Here is a 20,592-nt window from a genome sequence, read left to right as displayed (position 1 = left end):
GAGAACCCCATGAGCAAACTTTATCCCGATGCGCAGGCCGCGTTGGCGGAAGTCGTGCGCGACGGCCAGACCGTCGCGGTCGGCGGCTTCGGCCTGTGCGGCATCCCCGAGATGCTGATCCACGGCCTGCGCGACTCGAAGGCCAAGGACCTGACCGTGATCAGCAACAACGCCGGCGTGGACGGCGTCGGCCTCGGCCTGCTGCTCGAAACGCGGCAGATCCGCAAGATGGTCGCCTCCTACGTCGGCGAGAACGCCGAATTCGAGCGCCAGCTCCTGTCCGGCGAGTTGGAGGTCGAGCTCACGCCGCAGGGCACGCTGGCCGAGAAGCTGCGCGCCGGCGGTGCAGGCATCCCCGCCTTCTACACGCGCACCGGCGTCGGCACCCTGGTCGCCGAAGGCAAGGAGGAGCGCGACATCGATGGCAAGCGTTACCTGCTGGAGCGCTCGCTCACCGCCGACATCTCGCTCGTGAAGGCGTGGAAGGCGGACCGCGCGGGCAACCTCGTGTATCGCAAGACCGCGCGCAACTTCAACCCGGTGGTCGCGACCGCCGGCCGCATCACCGTCGCCGAAGTCGAGGAGCTGGTCGAGAACGGCACCCTCGACCCCGACCACATCCACACTCCCGGCGTCTTCGTCCAGCGCATCGTCGTCAACCCGCGCCCGGCGAAGCACATCGAACAACGCACGACACGGCAGGAGTAAGTCATGGCCTGGACACGCAACGACATGGCGCGCCGCGCCGCGCAGGAACTGCGCAGCGGCTACTACGTGAACCTCGGCATCGGCATGCCGACCCTGGTCGCCAACCACATCCCGCTCGGCATGGACGTTTGGCTGCAGTCGGAAAACGGCCTGCTCGGCATCGGCCCGTTCCCGACCGAATCCGAGGTCGACGCCGACCTCATCAACGCCGGCAAGCAGACCGTCACGACGCTCGCCGGCAGCAGCATCTTCAGCAGCGCCGACTCCTTCGCGATGATCCGCGGCGGCCACATCGACCTCGCGATCCTCGGCGCGATGCAGGTCAGCGAGCACGGCGACCTCGCCAACTGGATGATCCCCGGCAAGCTCGTGAAGGGTATGGGCGGCGCGATGGACCTCGTCGCCGGCGTGCGGCGCGTGATCGTGATGATGGAGCACTGCAGCAAGGACGGCGCGCCGAAGATCCTGCGCCGCTGCGAGCTGCCGCTCACCGGCGTCGGCGTCGTGAACCGCATCATCACCGACCTGTGCGTGCTCGACGTCACCCCCACCGGCCTGCGCCTCGTCGAGACGGCGCCGGGCGTCGATGTCGGCGACGTCCTCGCCTGCACCGGCGCCCCGATCGAACCCGGCGAGCTCGTGCCCGTCTGATCCGTCCGGCCGACCGTACGATTTTCGAACGCCGTCCGGACGAAAACGTCCGGAAATCGTACGGTCGGCCCTCGCGGAAGTCCGTCGGGCGAGGAGGGCCACGCGAAGGGCGTTGGGCCATTTCCCCCGCGATAGGGTTCCGCGGCGCGGGCGAAAAACAATTTAAGCAAATCCTGTTTCTGGCATCTCCTTTGCTATGATTTCTAGACGCGGGCACCTCGTTGCACGCGCATTCGCCGGAGATTTCACGCACCGCAAAACACACACAACGCGCTTTCGCCTGCAGAACTTACAGGACCAGTCCAATTCGGCCGCGCACGACGCGGCTCGCAGCGATCAGCGCCGGAGGAGGAGAGACTTGATGACACGGGTGCCCGAAGGGCCGATGTTTTCCGACCCGGGTAGTGACGCCGCCGTGATGGCGGCGTGGGAACGCTTTCTCGACGGCGAAAGCCGTCCGTCCGATTCATTGCGCGCGCTCGTGGACCGTTCGTGGCAGCGCTGCCAGCAGCACAACGTCGATCCCGACAAGCGCAGCGCGCCGCCGCCGGTCGACGAATCGATGCTGGCTTCGATGAAGGAGCACCACGGCGAACTGCTGCAGGCCAGCGCGCCGATCATGGCCTACGCCCGCGACTTCCTCGCGGAGACGGGCACGGTGATGGCGCTGGCCGACACGAGCTGCACGATCCTGACGATGGAGGGCGACAATCCGACCATCGGGACCGCCGAGAGCATCCACCTGTTGCCGGGCGTCTCGTGGAGCGAACGCATTTGCGGCACGAACGCGATCGGCACCGCACTTGCCGTCGGCGAACCGGTACAGATCCACTCGGCCGAGCACTACTGCGCCGGCATCAAGCGCTGGACCTGTTCGGCGACGGTGATCCGCCATCCGCACGACGGCGAGATCATCGGCGTGGTCGACGTCTCGGGCCTGTCCGAGAGCTACAGCCGCCAGAGCCTTGCGCTGGTCGTCACGACCGCGAGCCGCATCGAGAACAAGATCGCGATGCGCGAGATGGAGCGGCGCTACCACCTCCTGGAAGCCTCGCTGCAGCGCTGGTCCAACGGCACCGACGGCCTCGTGCTGTTCGACCGACGCGGCTATCCGGTGCGCGCCAACGAGATCGCCCAGGCGGCGATGACCTCGCTCGGCGCCGACCTCGACCTCTCCGCGCCGCGCCGCGTCATGGCGCTGGCGATCTGCGACAACGGGGAACTCGTGCGCACGCCGGCGCTACCCGCCTGGCTGCGCCCCGAATGGCTGGAGCCGGTGCATGGCGCACAGGGCCAGCGCCTCGGCACTCTGCTCGTCCTGCCCCTGCCCCGCATCGGGCGCGCCATCTCCGGGGAAGGCGCACGCCGCCTCGCCCGCGAGTCGGTGGTGGCGGCGAACGACATGCCCTCCGGCTTCACCTCCATCATCACTCGTGACACTGCACTGCGCGAAGCGGTGCGCAAGGCCGACCAGCTCGCGCGCTCCAAGGTCCCGGTGCTGCTGCTGGGCGAGACGGGCGTCGGCAAGGAGGAATTCGCCCAGGGCCTGCACAAGGCCAGCCCCTTCCGCGATGGTCCCTACGTCGCGCTGAACTGCGGCGGCCTGTCGCGCGAGCTCCTCGCCAGCGAGCTCTTCGGCTATGTCGACGGCGCCTTCACCGGCGCGCGGCGCGGCGGCATGGTCGGCAAGATCGAGGCCGCCAACGGCGGCACGCTGTTCCTCGACGAGATCGGCGAGATGCCGCTCGACCTGCAGCCGCATCTGCTGCGCGTGCTCGAACAGAGCGAGATCTACCGCTTGGGCGAGAACGTGCCGCGCAAGGTCAGCTTCCGCCTCATCGCCGCGACACACCGCGACCTGCGCAAGGAAGTCGCCGATGGCCGCTTCCGCATGGACTTCTTCTACCGCGTCGCGGTGACCTCGATCCGCATCCCGCCGCTGCGCGATCGCGTCGGCGACGTGCGCGAGCTCGCCCGGCACTTCGTCGAACGCTTCTCGAAGCAGCACGAGCTCGGCCCGCGCCAGCTCGACGACGAGCTCCTCGCCCGGCTCGAGAGTTACAGCTGGCCGGGCAACGTGCGCGAACTGAGGAACGTCGTCGAGAGCGTGCTGCTGATGAGCGACGGCGAATGCGTCGGCATCGACGCGCTGCCGCCGGAGCTGCTCGGCATGGCCGATTCTCCGGTCAGTGCACCGGTCGCGACCGCCCTCGGCGCACTCGCCACCAACGTGCCATTCGGCAGTATCGCGGAAAGCGAGGCGGAACTCATCCGCCGCGCGATCGCCGCCACCCACGGCAACCTCACGCGCGCCGCCCGCGAGCTCGACATCGCGAAGAGCACGCTGTACCAGAAGGTGAAGCTGTACGGGCTGGAGCGCGACATCGGGCGGGTGCGCGCCGGCTGAGGGCGTCGTCCGCACCTGCGCGATTTCTCGCGCCGCCTGCGCGGCTAGGCCTGGTCCGAGCGGCGGGCGTGCAGGGCGCCCTGCATGCGCCGCAGCGCCTCGGTGAGCAGGGCGCGCGGACAGCCGAAGTTCAGGCGCACGAAGCCGGGCATGCCGAAGGGGCCGCCATCGGACAGGCCGACGCCGGCGTCCTCGAAGAAGCGCATCGGGTCTTCGAGGCCGGCGCCGCGGCAGTCGATCCATGCGAGGTAAGTCGCCTCGGGCCGGGTCGTCGCCAGTCCCGGCATCGCGGCGACGGCGTCCATCACCAGATCCAGGTTGCCGCTCAGGTAGTCGAGCAGGGCCGCGCGCCACGGGCCGCCGTCGCGGTAGGCGGCTTCGGCGGCGACGAGGCCGAGCAGGTTGTTGTGCGGGACGACGCCGCGCATCTCGTGGCGGAAGCGCCGGCGTAGCCCGGGATCAGGGATGATCGCCAGCGCACAGTAGAGCGCGGGGATGTTCCACGTTTTGGACGGCGCCATCAGCGTGATCGTGCGGCGGGCGGTCGCTGCGTCGAGCGCGGAGATCGGGATGTGCGGCGTGGCCGGATCGAGGACCAGGCCGCAGTGGATTTCGTCGGAGCAGATCGTCAGGTCGTGCCGTTCGGCGAGGCCGGCGAGCCATTCGAGTTCGTCGCGGTCGAACACGCGGCCAACCGGGTTGTGCGGATTGCACAGCATCAGCAGGCGCGTGCGCGCGGTGATGGCATCTTCCACTTCCGCGCGGTCCCACCCCCAGCGGCCGTTATCGAGTTTCAGCGCGCGCGTGACCAGGCGCCGGTCGCTGTTGCCGGGCGCGGTGAGGAAGGGCGGGTACACGGGGGTCGCGGTGAAGACTTCGTCGCCGGCTTCGCCGGTCGCGCGGCAAGCGAGGTTGAAGCCGGTGACGACGCCCGGCAGCCACACGATCCAGTCCGCCTCGATGCGCCAGCCGTGGTCGCGGGCGATGCCCTCGATGACGGCTTCCGAGAGACTGGGCCAGGGGTCGGTATAGCCGAATACGCGGTGGTCGATGCGTGCGCGGATCGCATCGATGACCGGCGGCGGCGCGGGGAAGTCCATGTCCGCGACCCACAGCGGCAGCACGTCGCGTCCGGCGTAGCGGCCCCATTTTTCGCCGGGCACGGTGCTGCGGTCGGGAACGTGGTCGAAGTCGAATGGCGCGGGGGGCATGGTTGCGGATCCTTCGTGGCGCATTGGGTAGGTTGGGGATTTCCCTTCGGGAAATGTCCGCGAGCGAGGGATACAATTACACAAAACGATCTGCTGGCGTTGGAGGAAGACAATCGTGCAACACCTGACGGCCCACCCTGACGGGATTCTGGCGGTGGACTCCGGCTACTGCCACCCCGGCCTTGCGGCCATTCACCTGATCATCCACGAGGGGCGTGCGGCCGTCGTGGACACCGGCACCAATGCCTCGGCGCCGCGCGTGCTGGCGGCGCTGGCCGCGGCCGGGATCGTGCCCGAGCGCGTGCAGTGGGTGATCCTGACGCATATCCACCTCGATCACGCCGGCGGCGCCGGCAGCCTGATGTGCGCGTTCCCGAACGCGAAGCTCGTCGTCCATCCGCGCGGCGTGCGCCACATGATCGATCCGGCGAAACTGTGGGAAGGCACGTCGGCCGTGTATGGCGCGGAGCGCGCCTTCGCGCTGTACGGCCGGCTGGCGCCGGTCGAGGCCGAGCGCATCGTCGCCACCGAGGAGGACATGGTGCTCGATCTGGGCTCGCGGAGGTTGCGCATCCTGCACACGCCGGGGCACGCGAAGCACCACATCTGCATCTGGGACGAGACCGCGCGCGCCTTCTTCACCGGCGACACCTTCGGCCTGTCGTACCGCGAGTTCGACGTCGATGGCCGGCCGTCGGTGTACCCGACGACGACGCCGACGCAGTTCGATCCGGATGCGCTGCACGAGTCGATCGACCGCCTGGTGAGCTATCGCCCCGATGCGATGTACCTGACCCACTACAGCCGCGTGACCGGCGTGGACCGGCTCGCGGCGGACCTGCATCGGCTGATCGACACGCAGATCGCGGTCGCGCGCGCGGCGCGCGGGGACGGGGTCGCCCGCCACGTCGAGATCCTCGCGGGGCTGGAGCAGATCGTGCGCGAGGAGGCCGAGCGTCATGGATGGACGCTGTCGGAAGAGGAAATCTTCCGGGTGCTGCGCACCGACCTCGAACTCAATGCGCAGGGACTGGGGATCTGGCTCGACGACTGCGCGCTGCGCGAACTGAGCACCGCCTGATCCTTAGCGGGCCCGACGTCTAGGGCGTTGCGTCGGCGGGGCGGGCCTGCAGCGCCTCGTACTTCGCCCGCGCGGCCGCGTCGCCCTGCAGTGCCGCCTGCGCGTACCAGTGCTCGGCCTGGCGGAGGTCCGCGGGCACGCCCTCTCCCGACTCGTACATCGACGCGACGATGTACTGCGCGCCGGCGTGCCCTGCACGCGCCGCGGCGAGGTACCAGCGCGCGGCCGCCGCGAAATCCCGCGGCATGCCGTGACCGACGAAGTACATGGTCGCGAGGTTGACCTGGGCGTCGGTGTGCCCCTGCTCGGCGGCGCGGCGGTACCACTCCGCCGCGATGGGGAGCGATTTCGCGACCCCGCTGCCGCGGTCGTACAGCAGCGCGAAGTTGAACTGTGCCTGCGCGAGACCGGCGCCGGCCGCGCGCCTGAGCCAGCGCCATGCGGCGTCGGGTTCCGGCGCGACGGTTTCCTTGCGGAACAGCATCATCGCGAGGTTGAACTGGGCAAGCCGGTTCCCGGCGCGCGCGGCGCGTTCGAAGAGCTGCGCGGCCTCGTCGAAACGGCCTGCGTCGTACGCGCCGACTGCGTTTTGCGCGAGCTCGGCGGGGGGCGTGGAATCGGCGCGGGCGGGGGCGTGGGCGGTTGCGGCGCAGAGCAGGCCGGCGGCCAGCAGCGTACGGCATGCCAGATGGCGCATCGTGGGTCCTCCAATGGCCCATTGGAGCGGAGGCGCGCAGGCGAGTTCATCGCGGCTGTGCTGCGGTAACATCCGCGCTTCTGCGTGCAACGGTAATTGCCATGTCCGGCCTGAGTCCCGAATCCCCTGTCGAAGTCGATCGCGAGCGCCGTTTCGGCGGCATCGCCCGCCTGTACGGGGCCGATGCGCCCGCGCGCCTCGACGCTGCGCATGCGTGCGTGATCGGTGTGGGCGGCGTCGGCTCGTGGATCGCGGAAGCGCTGGCGCGCAGCGGGGTGGGGCGCATCACGCTGATCGACCTCGACCATGTCGCCGAGTCCAACATCAATCGCCAGATCCACGCGCTCGATCCGACGCTGGGGCAGGCCAAGGTGCTGGCGATGGCCGAGCGCATCCGCGCGATCAATCCGCATGCGCGCGTCGAGGTGGTCGAGGATTTCGTCACGCCGGACAACGCGACGGACCTGCTGCAGGGCTTCGACGTCGTCGTCGATGCGATCGACAACGTGCGCGCCAAGGTCGCGATCGTGCTGGTGTGCCGGCGGCGGCGCATCCCGCTGATCGTCGCGGGCGGTGCCGGCGGCAAGACCGATCCGGGCCGCATCCGCGTCGACGACCTGTCGCGGACCGAGCAGGATCCCCTGCTGGCGAAGGTGAGGAAGCGCCTGCGCAGCGAGCACGGCTTCCCGCGCAATCCCAAGCGCCCGTTCGGCATCGAGGCGGTGTATTCGTGCGAACCGCTGCGCCTCGACGACCTCGCGTGCGACCTGCCGCACGGACCGCAGGGGCTGGCGTGCGCGGGCTACGGCTCGAGCGTTGCGGTGACGGCCTCGGTCGGCATGTTCGCGGCCGCGCGTGCGATCGAACGTCTGCTTGCGCCGCCGGTCGACGCCAGTTCCGAAACTGACGAGAGCGAATCATGAGCGATGCACATGCGGTGGTGTTGTTCGGGCACGGCGCCCGCGATCCCGAATGGGCGCGGCCGATGCAGCGCACGCGCGATCATCTGCACACGCAGGCGCCGGGGCTGCGCGTCGAACTGGCCTTCCTCGAATTCATGATGCCGACGCTCGAAGACGCGATTGCCGCGCTGGCGCACGACGGCATCCGGCATGTCACCGTCGTGCCGATGTTCATCGCCCAGGGCGGGCACCTGAAAAGCGACGTGCCCAAGCTCATCGGCGCCGCACGCGCGCTTCACGCCGGCTGCGAGATCACGCTCGCACCGGCCGTCGGCGAGGCGGACGGCGTGATCGCCGCGATGGCGAGCTACGCGTTGGGTTGCAGTGGGGCGGCCTCCGCCGGGGATTGAACAGCCCGGTACCACATACGCAATCGTAGGGCGGAAAAGCGTAGCGCCTTCCGCCGTATGTACCGGGCGACGGATGCACTTCATTCGGCGGATAACGCCTACGGCTCATCCGCCCTACGAACCTGTGTTCCGACCCTTGACTCGTCTTAATATAAGAATATACTTATATTTATGACGAGATATTCCATCATCCGGATCGTGTTGCCTGCGCTTGCGCTGGTCGTTGCAAGTCTGGCGCAGGCGCAGGTGCCGACGCAGCGCATCGAAGCGCGTGCGGTCGGCCTGACTCATCCCGCCGAGGCCACGCTGGAGGCGGTGCATCAGGCCACGCTCGCGGCCCAGGTGCCGGGGCGCATCGTCGAACTCAAGGTCGATGCCGGCGACCGCGTCGCAAAGGGGCAGGTGCTGCTGCGCATCGACGCCGCCGAGGCGAGCCAGGCCGTCGCCGGCGCCGAAGCCGGCATCGCGCAGGCGCAGGCCAACCAGATCAACGCGAAAGCAGCCTACGAGCGGACGAAGAGCCTCGTCGAGCGCAAGTTCGTCAGCCAGTCGGCGCTCGACCAGGCCAAGGCGTCTTTCGATGCGGCCGAGGCCCAGCTGCGCGCGGCGCGCGCGGGACGCGGCCAGGCGGCGACGGTGCAGGGCTACACGACGATCGTCGCGCCGCTCGCGGGGCTGGTCGCGGCGCGCCACGTCGAACTGGGCGAGATGGCGCAGCCGGGCCGGCAACTCGTGACCGTGTACGACCCCGCGGCGATGCGTGCCGTGGTCGATGTGCCGCAGCAGCGCCTCGCCGGCCTCGCGCCCGGGCAGATCCGGGCGCGCGTCGAGCTGCCCGATTCGGGCCGTTGGCTCGATGCCGCGAGCGTCACCGTGTTGCCGGCGGCCGATCCGCGCACGCACACCGTGCGCGTGCGCGTGGACCTGCCGGCGAACGCCGAAGGCCTCGTGCCGGGGACCTTCGCGCGCGTGCATTTCGCGACCGGCGAAGGCTCGCGCATCGCGGTTCCCGCCGGTGCGATTCTGCGCCGCGGCGAAGTGACCGGCGTCTATGTCGCCGACGGCAAGGGCGGTTTCGCGCTACGCCAGATCCGCGCGGGCGAGCCGCTGGCGGACGGCAGCGTCGAGGTGCTGGCGGGGCTCGTCGGGGGCGAGGAGGTCGCGCTCGATCCGGTGCAGGCCGGCATTGTGATGCGTGCCGCCCGCAACGGCGCCGCGCGCTGAGGGGACATCGATGAGCGCTCCGCTCGGCATCTCCGGCCGCATCGCCGGCGCCTTCCAGCGCAACGCGCTGACGCCGCTCCTCGCGCTGATCCTGCTGCTGATGGGCGTGTTCGCGACGCTCGTGACGCCCAAGGAGGAAGAGCCGCAGATCGACGTCACGATGGCGAACGTGCTGGTGCCCTTCCCGGGCGCCTCCGCGCGCGACGTCGAGGCGCTGGTTTCACGCCCCGCCGAGCAGGTGCTGTCGCGCATGGCGGGCGTCGAGCACGTGTATTCCGTGTCGCGCCCCGGCATGGCGGTGATCACGGTGCAGTTCGAGGTCGGCGTGCCGAACCAGGACGCGCTGGTGCGCCTCTACGACACCGTGCATTCGAACAAGGATTGGCTCAGCCCGCAGCTCGGCGTCGGCGAGCCCATCGTCAAGCCCAAGGGCATCGACGACGTGCCGATCGTGAGCCTGACCTTCTGGACTGCCGACCCGGAGCGCACCGGCTTCGACATGCAGCAGGTGTCGCGCGCGGTGGAACTCGAGATCAAGCGCATCGAGGGCACGCGCGACGTCACGACCATCGGTGGACCGGGGCACGTCGTGCGCGTGCTGATGGACACCCAGCGCATGAACGCGCACGGCGTCACCGCGCAGGACGTGCGCGCGGCGCTGCAGCTCGCGAACGCGTCGCAGCCCGCGGGCAGCCTCGTCGCCGGCAACCGCGAGGTGCTGGTGCAGACCGGCACCTATCTCGAATCGGCCGAGGACGTGCGCAGCCTCGTTGTCGGTGCCGCCGGCGGCAAGCCGGTGTTCATGCGCGACGTCGCGCGCATCGAAGACGGCCCGGACCAGCCGACGCAGTACGTGTGGTTCGGTACCGGTGCGGCCGCGGACAAGGTCGGCATCGCCGAGCAGGGCGTGTTCCCGGCGGTCACGCTGTCGGTGTCGAAGAAGCCGGGTGCGAACGCCGCGGATGTCGCCGACGACGTGCTCGCGCGCGCCGAGGCGCTGCGCGGCGAACTGATCCCCGAGGGCGTGAATTTCACCGTCACGCGCAACTACGGCCAGACCGCCAACGACAAGGCCAACACGCTGATCGGCAAGCTCGTGTTCGCGACCTCCGCGGTCGTGCTGCTGGTGTTCTTCGCGCTCGGCCGACGCGAGGCGCTGATCGTCGGCGTCGCGGTGGGCCTCACGCTCGCGGCGACGCTGTTCGCGTCCTGGGCGTGGGGTTTCACGCTCAACCGCGTCAGCCTCTTCGCGCTGATCTTCTCGATCGGCATCCTCGTCGATGACGCGATCGTCGTTGTCGAGAACATCCACCGCTGGCACACGCTGGAGCCCGACACGCCGCTGTGGCAGCTGATCCCGCGTGCGGTGGACGAGGTCGGCGGGCCGACGATCCTCGCAACCTTTACGGTGATCGCGGCGCTGTTGCCGATGGCCTTCGTGACCGGCCTGATGGGGCCGTACATGAGCCCGATCCCGATCAACGCGTCGATGGGCATGTTCATCTCGCTCGCGGTCGCCTTCGTCGTGACGCCGTGGCTCGCGCAGCGCCTCCTCAAGTCCGTCGATGCGCACCACCACGAGGGCGAGGACAAGCTCACCGCGCGCCTCGACCGTGTCTTCCGCCGCATCATGGCGCCGATGCTCGACCCCTTGCGCGGCGGCGGCGCGCGCCTCAAGCTGTGGCTGATCGTCGTCGCGCTGATCGTCGTGTCGGTCGCGCTGCCGGTGTTCAAGCTCGTCGCGCTGAAAATGCTGCCGCTCGACAACAAGAGCGAGTTCCAGGTCGTGCTCGACATGCCGGTCGATACGCCGGTCGAGGAAACCGCGCGCGTGCTGCGCGAGATCGGCGAATACCTCGGCACGGTCGAGGAGGTCAGCGACTGGCAGGCCTATGCCGGCACCGCGAGCCCGATCAACTTCAACGGCCTGGTGCGCCAGTACTATCTGAGGAGCGGCCCGGAGGTCGGCGACATCCAGGTGAACCTGGTCGACAAGGCGCATCGCGATCGCAAGAGCCACGAGATCGCCACCGCCGTGCGCGCCGAGGTCACGCGCATCGCGCGCGCGGCAGGCGGCAACGCGAAGACCGTCGAGGTTCCGCCCGGCCCGCCGGTACTCTCGCCCATCGTCGCCGAGGTGTACGGGCCGGACTACGCGGGCCAGACCTTGGTCGCGCGCAAAGTGCGGGCCGTGTTCGAGGGCACGGCGGACATCGTGGACGTCGACGACACCGTCGACGAGGCCGCGCCCAAGCTCGTGCTGCGCGTCGATCAGGCCAAGGCCGCGCGCATGGGCGTGGCCCAGGCCGACATCGTCGAGGTCGTGCGCCTCGGGCTGTCGGGCGAGGACGTCACGCCGATCCACGGCGGCGACAACAAGTACGAGATCCCGGTGCGCATCCAGCTGCCGTCCGAGCGCCAGTCCAGCGTCGATGCGCTGCTCGCGCTCAAGGTGCGTGCGCGCGACGGCACGCTGGTGTCGGTGTCGGAGCTCGTCACGGTGCAGGAGACGACACGCGAGCAGGTCATCTACCGCAAGGACCTGCTGCCCGTCGTATACGTGACGGGCGACATGAGCGGCAGCCTCGACTCTCCGCTCTATGGCATGTTCGACATCCGCTCGCAGATCCGCGACATGCCGCTCGCCGGCGCGCCGGGCCTCGCCGGGACGCTGGGTGAATGGTTCATCCGCCAGCCCGCCGAGGCCTACGCGGGCTACAGCGTGAAGTGGGACGGCGAGTGGCAGGTCACCTACGAGACTTTTCGCGACATGGGCGCGGCCTACGCGGTCGGCCTGATCCTGATCTACCTGCTGGTCGTCGCGCAGTTCCGCAGCTACCTCGTGCCGCTCATCATCATGGCGCCGATCCCGCTCACGATCATCGGCGTCATGCCCGGCCATGCGCTGCTCGGCGCGCATTTCACCGCCACCTCGATGATCGGCATGATCGCGCTCGCCGGCATCATCGTGCGCAACTCGATCCTGCTCGTCGATTTCGTCAATCAGCAGGTGCGCGCGGGCGTCGATCTCGGCGAGGCGGTGATCCGCGCGGCCGCCGTGCGCGCCAAGCCGATCGGGCTGACCGCGCTGGCGGCCATGATCGGCGCGCTCTTCATCCTCGACGACCCCATCTTCAACGGGCTGGCGATCAGCCTGATCTTCGGCATCTTCGTGTCCACCGTGCTGACGCTGGTGGTCATTCCGGTGCTGTATTTCGCCGCGATGCGGGGTCGCATCGCGCAACTGCAAGGAGAAACACCATGACGCTGACCGTCAACCAGTTCGTCCGCATCTTCGCCGGCGCCTTCGTGCTGATCTCGCTCGCGCTCGGCGTCGACGGCTCGCCACTCTTCGTGAGCAAGAACTTCCTGTGGTTCACCGCCTTCGTCGGCGCGAACCTGTTCCAGAGCGGCTTCACGCGGTTCTGCCCGCTGGAGATCTTCCTGCGCAAGGCCGGCGTGCCGGACAGCGCCGCTGGCTGCCGCTGATTTTCCCCGGTGCGGCCTTCGAGGCCCAGCGCACAGCGCAATCGTATGAACGGATCGTAGGGCGGAAAAGCGAAGCGCCTTCCGCCGGATGGCGGCCGTCCGCCGCAAAAGGATTCGGCGTCGATGACGGCGGAGGGCTACAATCGGCCTGTCATCGACCCTGCAGCCAGCCCGGCCCATGAACGATCGCACGTCCCACATCGAACGGCGGCTCGACCGCCGTATCCCGCTCGGCTGCCCCGCCGTCATCCGGTTGAAAACCGGTGAAACGGTGCGGGCCGAATGTGTCGAGATCAGTGTCGGCGGGATGACCCTGCGGGCGCCCTACGTGCCCGGCGCGGCCGAAGTGCTCGAAGTGATGGTGTCGGTCCCCGGCAGCAACGGTTCGATCCCGTCGCGCCCGCCGCTCGTGACCCGGCTCGAAGTCAAGCGCTGCCACGCACTGGGGCAGGGCCTGTACGAGATCGGTGGGACAACCGTGCGCGTCGTCGGCTGACGCGCACCGCTCAGGATTTCAGCCGCGGACCTTTCCGCGCACGATCAGCGTGATCGCCCCGATCGCGATCAGCGTCAGCATCACGAGCGACCAGTTCGCGATCGACAGGCCCAGGAAGCTCCAGTCGATCTTGGAGCAATCCCCCGCCCCCTGGAAGATCATAGGCAGCGCATCGGCCAGCGGGAAGCTGCCGAGCATGAATTCGAGATCGGGGCCGCATTCGGCAATTTCCGGCGGATAGATCTGGATCCACGTCTGGCGCACCGCTACGCCCGCGCCCGCGAGTGCGGCGACGAGGATCAGGCCAGAGTAGATGCGCGTGCCCGTCCGCCCCGGATTGTGCAGCCCCCCGACAAGCGCGAACAGCGCGATCGCGATGAAGGCATAGCGCTGCATGATGCACATCGGACAGGGCTCGAGACCGACGACGTGCTGCAGGTACATGCCGAACCCGAGCAGGCCGACGCAGGCGGCGAACAGGCCGAGGAAGAGGATCCGGGGGGACAGGGTCGATGAATTCATCATGGGCGTGAGCGGGTGAACGAGGCGCGATTGTAGGTCAGTCCGGCGGATTCGTCCCCTGCCGAGCGGAAAAGTTCAGTTGCGCGGTCGGCTGCCGGGGTTGCGGGTGCGACGATCCGGCAGTCGATGAGGGTGGTGCAATTCCTGCAACAGTGAAGTGCAGGTATTCGGGTTTTTCCGCAACAATGCTTCCCCTAAAGTGACCCCATCGACAAACCACATTGATGGAGCACCGAATGAACATCCTGCAAGTCAATTCCAGCGCCCGTAGCGAAGGTTCCGCTTCCACCCGTCTCGCCAACAGCATCGTCGTGCGTCTGCGCGCCGAGAACCCCGGCGCCAGCCTGGTCGTCCGCGACCTCGCCCGCAACCCGCATCCGGTCCTCGACGAAGCGGCCCTCGGCGCGCTCTTCACCCCCGCCGAGCAGCGTACCCTGGCGCAGGCCGAACGCGTCGCCCTCGACGACGCGCTGATTGCCGAGATCCAGGCTGCCGACGCCGTCGTGCTGGGCGTGCCGATGTACAACCTCGGCGTGCCGGCGCAGCTGAAGAACTGGATCGACGCGATCGCCCGTGCCAAGGTGACCTTCCAATACACCGCGAACGGTGCGGAAGGCCTGCTGAAGGGCAAGAAGGTGTATGTCGCGCTGACCCGCGGCGGCAAGTATCGCGGTACGGACTGGGATTCGCAGGTGCCCTACCTGAAGATCGTGCTCGGCTTCCTCGGCATGACCGACATCACCTTCGTCTATGCGGAAGGCCTCGCGATGGGGCCGGAGGCGGAACAACAGGCCTTCGCCGAAGCCCAACGCGAGATCGAGGCGGCTTTCGCCTAAGCGACTCGCAGCCTTGCCGACCCGGACGCCGGACGCATAGATCTGCCGCCGGGAAAAATACAGAGAGCACCCCCGATCCCAACACGGAGGACAAGACCATGTCTGACACGCAACAGCAACGCAGCAGCGAAGACGTCACCCGCTCACGCGGCGTCGAACGGCTCGTGGCCGGGCAGGCCACCTCCGACGGGGCGGGCGTGAAGCTCACCCGCGTGCTCACCCAGCCGCTGCAGCGTCGCCTCGACCCCTTCCTGATGCTCGACGCCTTCGGCAGCAACGATCCGGGCGACTACATCGCGGGCTTCCCGGACCATCCGCACCGCGGCTTCGAGACCGTCACCTACATGATCGCCGGCCGCATGCGCCACCGCGACAGCGCGGGCCACGAGGGCTTGCTCGAGAACGGCGGCGTGCAGTGGATGACGGCCGGCAGCGGCGTGATTCACTCGGAGCTGCCCGAGCAGGAAGAGGGCGTGATGGAAGGCTTCCAGCTGTGGCTGAACCTGCCCGGGCGCGACAAGATGTGCGCGCCGTGGTACCGGGACTTCGCCGCGGGCGAGCTGCCGACCTTCACGACCGCGGCCGGCGCCGAGGTGACCGTGATCGCCGGCGGGAGCCACGGTGTCGAAGGCGCGGTGACGCGAGACGCCACTGCGCCGATCTACCTCGACATCCATCTGCCCGCGGGCGCCCGCTTCGCGCAGTCCCTGCCGACGGAACACAACGCCTTCATCTACGTGTATCGCGGTGACGTCACGGTCGCCGGCACGCAGGTGGTGGTGCAGCGCATGGCGATCCTCGCGAACGAGGCGGCGGCGGATGGCGTCGTGATCGAAGCGGGCGACGTTCCGGCGCGCGTGCTGCTGATCGCCGGTCGCCCGCTGGGCGAGCCGATCGCGCAGTACGGCCCCTTCGTGATGAACACGCAGGCCGAGATCCACCAGGCGCTGGCGGACTACCGCGACGGACGGTTCGCGCCGATCGCCGGCTGAGGTCGAGTCGCAAGCCACGATCCTGCGCCCGGCAGGAGAGACTTTAGCCGCGGCGGGAGTTTCCCCTCCCTGAGCTTCCGTCGCGGTTGAGGTCTCTCCTGCCGGGCGCACTCAGCTTTCGTAGGGCGGGAGTAGCCGAAGGCGTATCCCGCCACGCGGCGGTCGGGCGGATTCCCGCGCTTGGATTGGCGGGATGCGCTGCGCTCCTCCCGCCCTACGATTCCCTCGCCTCCTGACGTGTTCAGGCTTCGGTGGCGAGCCGCACGAGCAGCGCGGCCTGATCGAGCACCGGTTGCGGAACCGGGACCTCGCCGGCCAGCATCGCGCGGATCAGCGCGGCATTCTCTTCTACCGCCGGCGCATCCGGCAGCCCGTCCAGCGGCGGCGCGCCGCCTTCTTCCGCAGTCCAGCCGAGCTCCGCGACCCCATCACGGAACACCTGCATCGCCGGCCGCCGGCGCGGATTCGCGTAGGCCTCGCCCTCGGTGCCGCGCATCAGCAGCGCCCGTCCGCCGTCCACGATTAGGAGTTCGTTCATGCGTTCGACATACTCCGGGTGCGTGACCGCGACCACCCGCACGCTGCGGCCGATGCATGGGTCCACAAGCTTCGCCATCGTGTGCCCGCTTCCCCGCACGCCCAGGCGTAGGCGCAGCGCGAGCAGGCGATCGAGCCCCGGCAGCAGTTCGTCCAGGCGCAGGCAGGCGATGCGTTTTCCGGCGAGCTCGCGGTGCGCTTCGCCGATGCCGAGCGCCGCGAGCAGTTCGAACGGACTCACGCGCGACTCGAAATCGTGCCGCCCCTGGATCAGCACCGGCACCCCTTCGCGCGCGAGCAGCAGCGCGACGAGCGGCATCAGGTTGGCCTGGCGGCGCGCGCCGTTGTAGGTCGGCAGGACCACGCAGCGCGGGCCTGGCGGCACCGCGAGCTGCGGGCAGCGGGCGTCGATCGCGCGCTTGAAGCCCAGCAGCTCGTCGCGCGACTCGCTCTTGATGCGCAGCGACACGACGATCGCGCCCAGCTCCAGGTCCGGCACCTTGCCGTCCAGCATGTCGCCGAACAGCTGCTCCGCCTGGGCGGCGTCGAGGTCGCGCGCGCCCTTGGCGCCACGGCCGATTTCCTTGATGATGGGGGCGTAGGTCATGGCGAAGATTATGCGTCGCCATGCGCGTTCCAGCCACAGGAGAATCGAAATGGAAGTCGGATTCGTCGGCCTCGGCCTGATGGGGCGCCCGATGGCGCTGAACCTGATGAAGGCCGGTCACAAGGTGCATGTGTGGAGTCGTCGGCGCGAGTCGATGCAGCCGCTGCTCGACGCCGGCGCGGGCGACTGCGCGAGTGCGGCGGAGGTCGCGTCGCGCGTCGAAGTGGTCATCACGATGGTCGCGGATGCGCCCGACGTCGAGCACGTCGCACTCGGCCCCCAAGGTGTCGCGGAAGGCGCCCGCCCGGGGCTGATCTTCGTCGACATGAGCACGATCGCCCCGGCCGCGGCGCAGGCCATCGCGGCGAAGCTCAAGGCGCGCGGCATCGAGATGCTGGACGCGCCGGTATCGGGCGGCGAAGTCGGCGCAATCAACGCGAACCTCACGATCATGGTCGGAGGTGACGCGGCAGCGTTCGAGCGCGTGAAGCCTGTGTTCGAGGCGATGGGCAAGACCGTGTCGCTGATCGGGGCGAGCGGCGCCGGCCAGGTCGCGAAGGCGTGCAACCAGATCCTCACCGGCGTCGGCGTCGCGGCCGTGGCGGAGGCGATGAACTTTGCGCGGAAGAGCGGCGTCGATGCCGGCAAGGTGCGCGAGGCGCTGCTCGGCGGCTTTGCCTATTCGCGCGTGCTGGAGAACCACGGACAGCGCATGCTCGACCGCAACTTCAAGCCCGGCTTCAAGGCGTGGATGCACCAGAAGGACCTGCGCATCGTGATGGAAGAGGCTCATCGCCTCGGCCTCGCGCTGCCGACCTCGGCCGCGACCGCGCAGATGCTCAATGCGATGGTCGGCAGCGGGCTGGGTGAGAACGATTCGATCGCGATGCTGAAGCTCCTCGAACGCATGAGCGGCGGGGAGGGGCAGGACTGATGGAGGTTGGTTTCGTCGGCTTGGGCGCGATGGGGCGCCCGATGGCGCAACATCTGCAGCGCGCCGGCCACCGGCTGCACCTGTGGGCACGCCGCCCCGAAAGCGTCGCACCCTTCGCCGGCACCGACGCGGTCGTGCACGCGACACCGGCCGAACTCGCCGCGGCCACTGACGTCGCCTTCACGATCATCACGACCAGCGAGGACGTCGAGCGCGTCGCGTTGGGCGAGGGCGGGTTCGTCGAAGGCGCGCGGCCCGGCTGGGTGCACGTGGACATGAGCACCATCGCGCCCGGTACGACGCGCCGCGTCGCGGCCGCGCTGGCCGCACGCGGGGCGGCGATGCTGGACGCGCCGGTCTCGGGCGGGTCGGTCGCGGCCGAGGCGGGAACGGTTGCGATGATGGTCGGCGGCGACGCGGCGGTGCTGGAGCGCGTGCGTCCGCTGCTGGACTGCTTCGCCCGCGCGGTCGTGCATGTCGGTGACAACGGCGCCGGCGAGGTCGCCAAGGCGTGCAACCAGATGGTGATGGTCGCGGCGATCCAGGCCTGTGCCGAGGCGATGCTGCTCGCGCAGGCGCACGGCGTCGATGCGTCGCGCGTGCGCGAGGCCCTGATGGGCGGCTCGGCATCGTCGCGCATGCTCGACGTGATGGGTGACCGCATGCTGCGGCGTGATTTCGCCGCCGGCATCGAGGCGCGCCTGCATCACAAGGACTTCGGCATCCTGATGGACGAGGCCGCCCGCCTCGGTACGCCGCTGCCGGTCGCCGCGCAGGTGTGGCAGCAGCTCAACGCGTTGATGTCGCAGGGCGGCGCGCACGACGACACGTCGAGCCTGCTCCGCGTGCTGGAGGCCTCCAGCGGGAGGGCTGCTTAGTGCAGTGCTACATGCTGTGCGGCATTCAAGTTGGCACAGCGTAGCTCCCTCCCCTCAAGGGGAGGGGTGGGGTGGGGATGGGTGGACTCCGCAGCGTCCGCAAGAAACCCATCCCCATCCTGTCCAGTAGTCTCGGCTGCACCTCGCCGCTCTGCAGGCGGCGAGCAGTGCTCGCCGAAACCCCTGCTCCGCCCCCTTGAAGGGGAAGGAACCTGCTAATCCAGTACTAGCCCGACCGCGGCTTGCCGTACCAGCGGAAGCGCTCGACGACCTCGGCCATCTCCTCATCCGACAGCAGCACCGGCTCGCCGATCTGGCGGGTGCGCCAGTACTGCTCGCATAGGGTCTCGAACTCGATCGCGAGATCGAGCGCATTGTCGAGATCGCGGCCGAACACGAGCATGCCGTGGTTCGCCATCAGGCAGGCCGAGCGTCCCTCCATCGCGGCGAGGATGTTGTCCGACAGTGCCTGCGTGCCGAAGGTCGCGTAGCGCGCGCAGCGCACGGTGTTGGCGCCGAAGCGCGCGATCATGTAGTGGAAGGGCGGGATCTCGACGCGCTGGCAGGCGAGCGAGGTCGCGAAGGGCGCGTGCGCGTGGACGATCGCGCCCGCTTCGGGCCGTCGCGCGTAGAGGTCGTGGTGGAAGCGCCACTCGCTCGAGGGCGCGAGGCGACCGCTGGCCGCCCCGTCCTCGGCGACGATCACCATGTCGTCCGGCATGCAGGTTGAAGGGGGCATGCCGCTGGGGGTGATCAGCATGCCACCGTCAATGCGCACGCTGACGTTGCCCGCGGTGCCGGTGTTGAGTCCGGTCGTGCTCATCGCGCGCGCGGTCGCGAGGAGTTGCTCGCGCAGCTTGATATCGACGATGAGGCTCATCGCGCCGCGTCCGGATACAGATCGCGCAGCCGCCCGGGGGCGCACACGCCGCGCTCGGTGATGATGCCGGTGATGCACTGGGCAGGCGTCACGTCGAAAGCGGGGTTGGCCGCGGCGGTGGTTTCGGGCGCGAGGCGCAGGGTCTTCACCGCGCCGTCGCTGTCGAGCCCGAGCACCGTGCACACCTCCGTCGGGCCGCGGTCCTCGATCGGGATCGCGTGGCCGTCGGCGCAGCCGAAATCGACGGTCGAGAACGGGGCAGCGATGTAGAAGGGCACGCCGTGCTCGCGCGCGGCCAGCGCCTTGAGATAGGTGCCGACCTTGTTCGCGGCGTCACCGTTGGCTGCCACGCGGTCGGCGCCGGTGATCACCACGTCGACCTCGCCCCGTGCGAGGAGGATGCCGGCCGCGTTGTCGGCGATGAGGCGCAGCGGCACGCCCGCTTCGCGCAGTTCCCACGCGGTGAGGAGGCCCTGGTTGCGCGGCCGCGTCTCGCTGACCCACACCTCGACCGCGAGTCCGCGCGCCTGTGCCTCATATACGGGCGCGAGCGCGGTGCCGGCGCCGCAGGTGGCGAGCCAGCCGGCGTTGCAGTGGGTCATGACGCGCAGCGGGCGGCCGAGTCCGGCGGCCAGGCGTTCGAGGATTGCGTAACCGTGCCCGCCGATCGCCGCGCACATCTCGGCGTCGTTGCGGTGGATCGCTTCGGCTTCGCGCCAGGCCGCCGCGGAGCGTTCGGTCGCTGCCAGGGAGTGCAGGCGTTCGCGCATCTGTCCGAGCGCCCAGTGCAGATTCACCGCGGTCGGCCGAGTTGCCGCGAGGGTCGTCAGCGCATGGTCGAGGCGCGCGTCGCTCGCGTCGGTGATGAGGGCGATCGCAACGCCATAGGCGGCGGTCGCGCCGATGAGCGGGGCCCCGCGCACCTGCATCGAGTGGATAGCGGTCGCGACCTCTTCGAGCGTTGTCAGGCGGCGCAGTTCGCACGCGTGCGGCAGCAGGGTCTGGTCGAGGATGACGGCGGCGTCGCCGTCACGGCGGATCGTGGGAATGGGCTGGGTAAACATCGCGCCATTTTATCTGCGCGGCGGGTCTGCCAGAATGTTTCGCTTCGCCGAACAAGAGCCCGATGC

20 protein-coding genes are annotated in these 20,592 nt (G+C 69.1%); 14 read left to right on the top strand and 6 right to left on the bottom strand.

What is annotated here, in order from left to right; translation table 11 throughout:
* The first annotated feature begins 9 nt into the window (after positions 1-9).
* The 3 genes from AzCIB_RS19970 (at position 10) to AzCIB_RS19960 (ending at position 3,766) form a co-directional block, all read left to right on the top strand.
* Positions 10-708 carry a CoA transferase subunit A gene (locus AzCIB_RS19970; RefSeq protein WP_050417501.1) on the top strand — a complete coding sequence of 233 codons (699 nt, stop codon included), beginning with the start codon at positions 10-12 and terminating at the stop codon, positions 706-708.
* 3 nt (positions 709-711) lie between these two features.
* A complete protein-coding gene (locus tag AzCIB_RS19965; protein WP_050417500.1) occupies positions 712-1,359 on the top strand; it encodes a CoA transferase subunit B in 648 nt (215 codons plus the stop codon).
* A gap of 361 nt (positions 1,360-1,720) precedes the next feature.
* On the top strand, positions 1,721-3,766 hold the full coding sequence (locus tag AzCIB_RS19960; protein WP_198149570.1) for a sigma-54-dependent Fis family transcriptional regulator: 2,046 nt from the start codon (positions 1,721-1,723) through the stop codon (positions 3,764-3,766).
* Positions 3,767-3,810: 44 nt separating this feature from the next.
* Here AzCIB_RS19960 and AzCIB_RS19955 read toward each other — a convergent pair whose 3' ends face one another.
* Positions 3,811-4,977 (bottom strand): MalY/PatB family protein, encoded by a 1,167-nt coding sequence (locus AzCIB_RS19955; RefSeq protein ID WP_050418479.1) that lies wholly within the window; start codon positions 4,975-4,977, stop codon positions 3,811-3,813.
* A gap of 115 nt (positions 4,978-5,092) precedes the next feature.
* Between AzCIB_RS19955 and AzCIB_RS19950 the strand changes: the two genes are divergently transcribed.
* Positions 5,093-6,058, top strand: coding sequence for an MBL fold metallo-hydrolase (locus tag AzCIB_RS19950; RefSeq protein ID WP_050417499.1), 966 nt, complete (start codon positions 5,093-5,095; stop codon positions 6,056-6,058).
* A gap of 19 nt (positions 6,059-6,077) precedes the next feature.
* On the opposite strand, the gene AzCIB_RS19945 is transcribed toward AzCIB_RS19950, so the two are convergent.
* A complete protein-coding gene (locus AzCIB_RS19945; RefSeq protein ID WP_050417498.1) occupies positions 6,078-6,755 on the bottom strand; it encodes a tetratricopeptide repeat protein in 678 nt (225 codons plus the stop codon).
* A gap of 101 nt (positions 6,756-6,856) precedes the next feature.
* On the opposite strand from AzCIB_RS19945, the gene AzCIB_RS19940 reads away from it, so the two are divergent.
* From AzCIB_RS19940 to AzCIB_RS19915, 6 genes are all read left to right on the top strand, one after another.
* Entirely contained in the window at positions 6,857-7,678 is an 822-nt protein-coding gene (locus tag AzCIB_RS19940) for a tRNA threonylcarbamoyladenosine dehydratase (RefSeq protein ID WP_050417497.1), read from the top strand.
* On the top strand, positions 7,675-8,067 hold the full coding sequence (locus AzCIB_RS19935; RefSeq protein WP_050417496.1) for a sirohydrochlorin chelatase: 393 nt from the start codon (positions 7,675-7,677) through the stop codon (positions 8,065-8,067). Before AzCIB_RS19940 ends, AzCIB_RS19935 begins: the two co-directional genes overlap by 4 nt.
* Before the next feature lie 171 nt (positions 8,068-8,238).
* Positions 8,239-9,291 carry an efflux RND transporter periplasmic adaptor subunit gene (locus AzCIB_RS19930; RefSeq protein ID WP_050417495.1) on the top strand — a complete coding sequence of 351 codons (1,053 nt, stop codon included), beginning with the start codon at positions 8,239-8,241 and terminating at the stop codon, positions 9,289-9,291.
* 10 nt (positions 9,292-9,301) lie between these two features.
* Positions 9,302-12,556, top strand: a complete 3,255-nt coding sequence (locus AzCIB_RS19925) for an efflux RND transporter permease subunit (RefSeq protein WP_050417494.1) — start codon at positions 9,302-9,304, stop codon at positions 12,554-12,556.
* Positions 12,553-12,780 (top strand): YgaP family membrane protein, encoded by a 228-nt coding sequence (locus AzCIB_RS19920; RefSeq protein WP_050417493.1) that lies wholly within the window; start codon positions 12,553-12,555, stop codon positions 12,778-12,780. The genes AzCIB_RS19925 and AzCIB_RS19920 overlap by 4 nt, the downstream gene beginning before the upstream one ends.
* A 178-nt stretch (positions 12,781-12,958) precedes the next feature.
* Positions 12,959-13,276, top strand: a complete 318-nt coding sequence (locus AzCIB_RS19915) for a PilZ domain-containing protein (RefSeq protein ID WP_157058539.1) — start codon at positions 12,959-12,961, stop codon at positions 13,274-13,276.
* Positions 13,277-13,294: 18 nt separating this feature from the next.
* On the opposite strand, the gene AzCIB_RS19910 is transcribed toward AzCIB_RS19915, so the two are convergent.
* Positions 13,295-13,801: a disulfide bond formation protein B gene (locus AzCIB_RS19910; protein ID WP_050417491.1), complete on the bottom strand. Its 507-nt coding sequence runs from the start codon at positions 13,799-13,801 to the stop codon at positions 13,295-13,297.
* 233 nt (positions 13,802-14,034) lie between these two features.
* Between AzCIB_RS19910 and AzCIB_RS19905 the strand changes: the two genes are divergently transcribed.
* Complete coding sequence (locus tag AzCIB_RS19905; protein ID WP_050417490.1) at positions 14,035-14,634, top strand: FMN-dependent NADH-azoreductase; 600 nt, start codon at positions 14,035-14,037, stop codon at positions 14,632-14,634.
* 98 nt (positions 14,635-14,732) lie between these two features.
* Complete coding sequence (locus AzCIB_RS19900) at positions 14,733-15,626, top strand: pirin family protein (RefSeq protein ID WP_050417489.1); 894 nt, start codon at positions 14,733-14,735, stop codon at positions 15,624-15,626.
* 241 nt (positions 15,627-15,867) lie between these two features.
* Here AzCIB_RS19900 and ybiB read toward each other — a convergent pair whose 3' ends face one another.
* Positions 15,868-16,770, bottom strand: coding sequence for a DNA-binding protein YbiB (ybiB, locus tag AzCIB_RS19895; RefSeq protein WP_050417488.1), 903 nt, complete (start codon positions 16,768-16,770; stop codon positions 15,868-15,870).
* Between the two features lie 49 nt (positions 16,771-16,819).
* Here ybiB and AzCIB_RS19890 point away from each other — a divergent pair, with 49 nt between their 5' ends.
* Together AzCIB_RS19890 and AzCIB_RS19885 are read left to right on the top strand one after the other, a co-directional pair.
* Entirely contained in the window at positions 16,820-17,704 is an 885-nt protein-coding gene (locus AzCIB_RS19890; protein ID WP_050417487.1) for a 2-hydroxy-3-oxopropionate reductase, read from the top strand.
* Positions 17,704-18,582: an NAD(P)-dependent oxidoreductase gene (locus AzCIB_RS19885; RefSeq protein WP_050417486.1), complete on the top strand. Its 879-nt coding sequence runs from the start codon at positions 17,704-17,706 to the stop codon at positions 18,580-18,582. The genes AzCIB_RS19890 and AzCIB_RS19885 overlap by 1 nt, the downstream gene beginning before the upstream one ends.
* A gap of 226 nt (positions 18,583-18,808) precedes the next feature.
* On the opposite strand, the gene AzCIB_RS19880 is transcribed toward AzCIB_RS19885, so the two are convergent.
* Both AzCIB_RS19880 and mtnA read right to left on the bottom strand, forming a co-directional pair.
* Positions 18,809-19,462: a class II aldolase/adducin family protein gene (locus AzCIB_RS19880; protein ID WP_050417485.1), complete on the bottom strand. Its 654-nt coding sequence runs from the start codon at positions 19,460-19,462 to the stop codon at positions 18,809-18,811.
* Positions 19,459-20,526 (bottom strand): S-methyl-5-thioribose-1-phosphate isomerase, encoded by a 1,068-nt coding sequence (gene mtnA / locus AzCIB_RS19875; RefSeq protein ID WP_050417484.1) that lies wholly within the window; start codon positions 20,524-20,526, stop codon positions 19,459-19,461. The genes AzCIB_RS19880 and mtnA overlap by 4 nt, the downstream gene beginning before the upstream one ends.
* Between the last annotated feature and the right edge of the window lie 66 nt (positions 20,527-20,592).

Source organism: Azoarcus sp. CIB (assembly GCF_001190925.1).
Lineage (GTDB): Bacteria > Pseudomonadota > Gammaproteobacteria > Burkholderiales > Rhodocyclaceae > Aromatoleum.
Note: the sequence above shows the minus strand (reverse complement) of the source record. Positions and strands in the feature narration are given on the sequence as shown.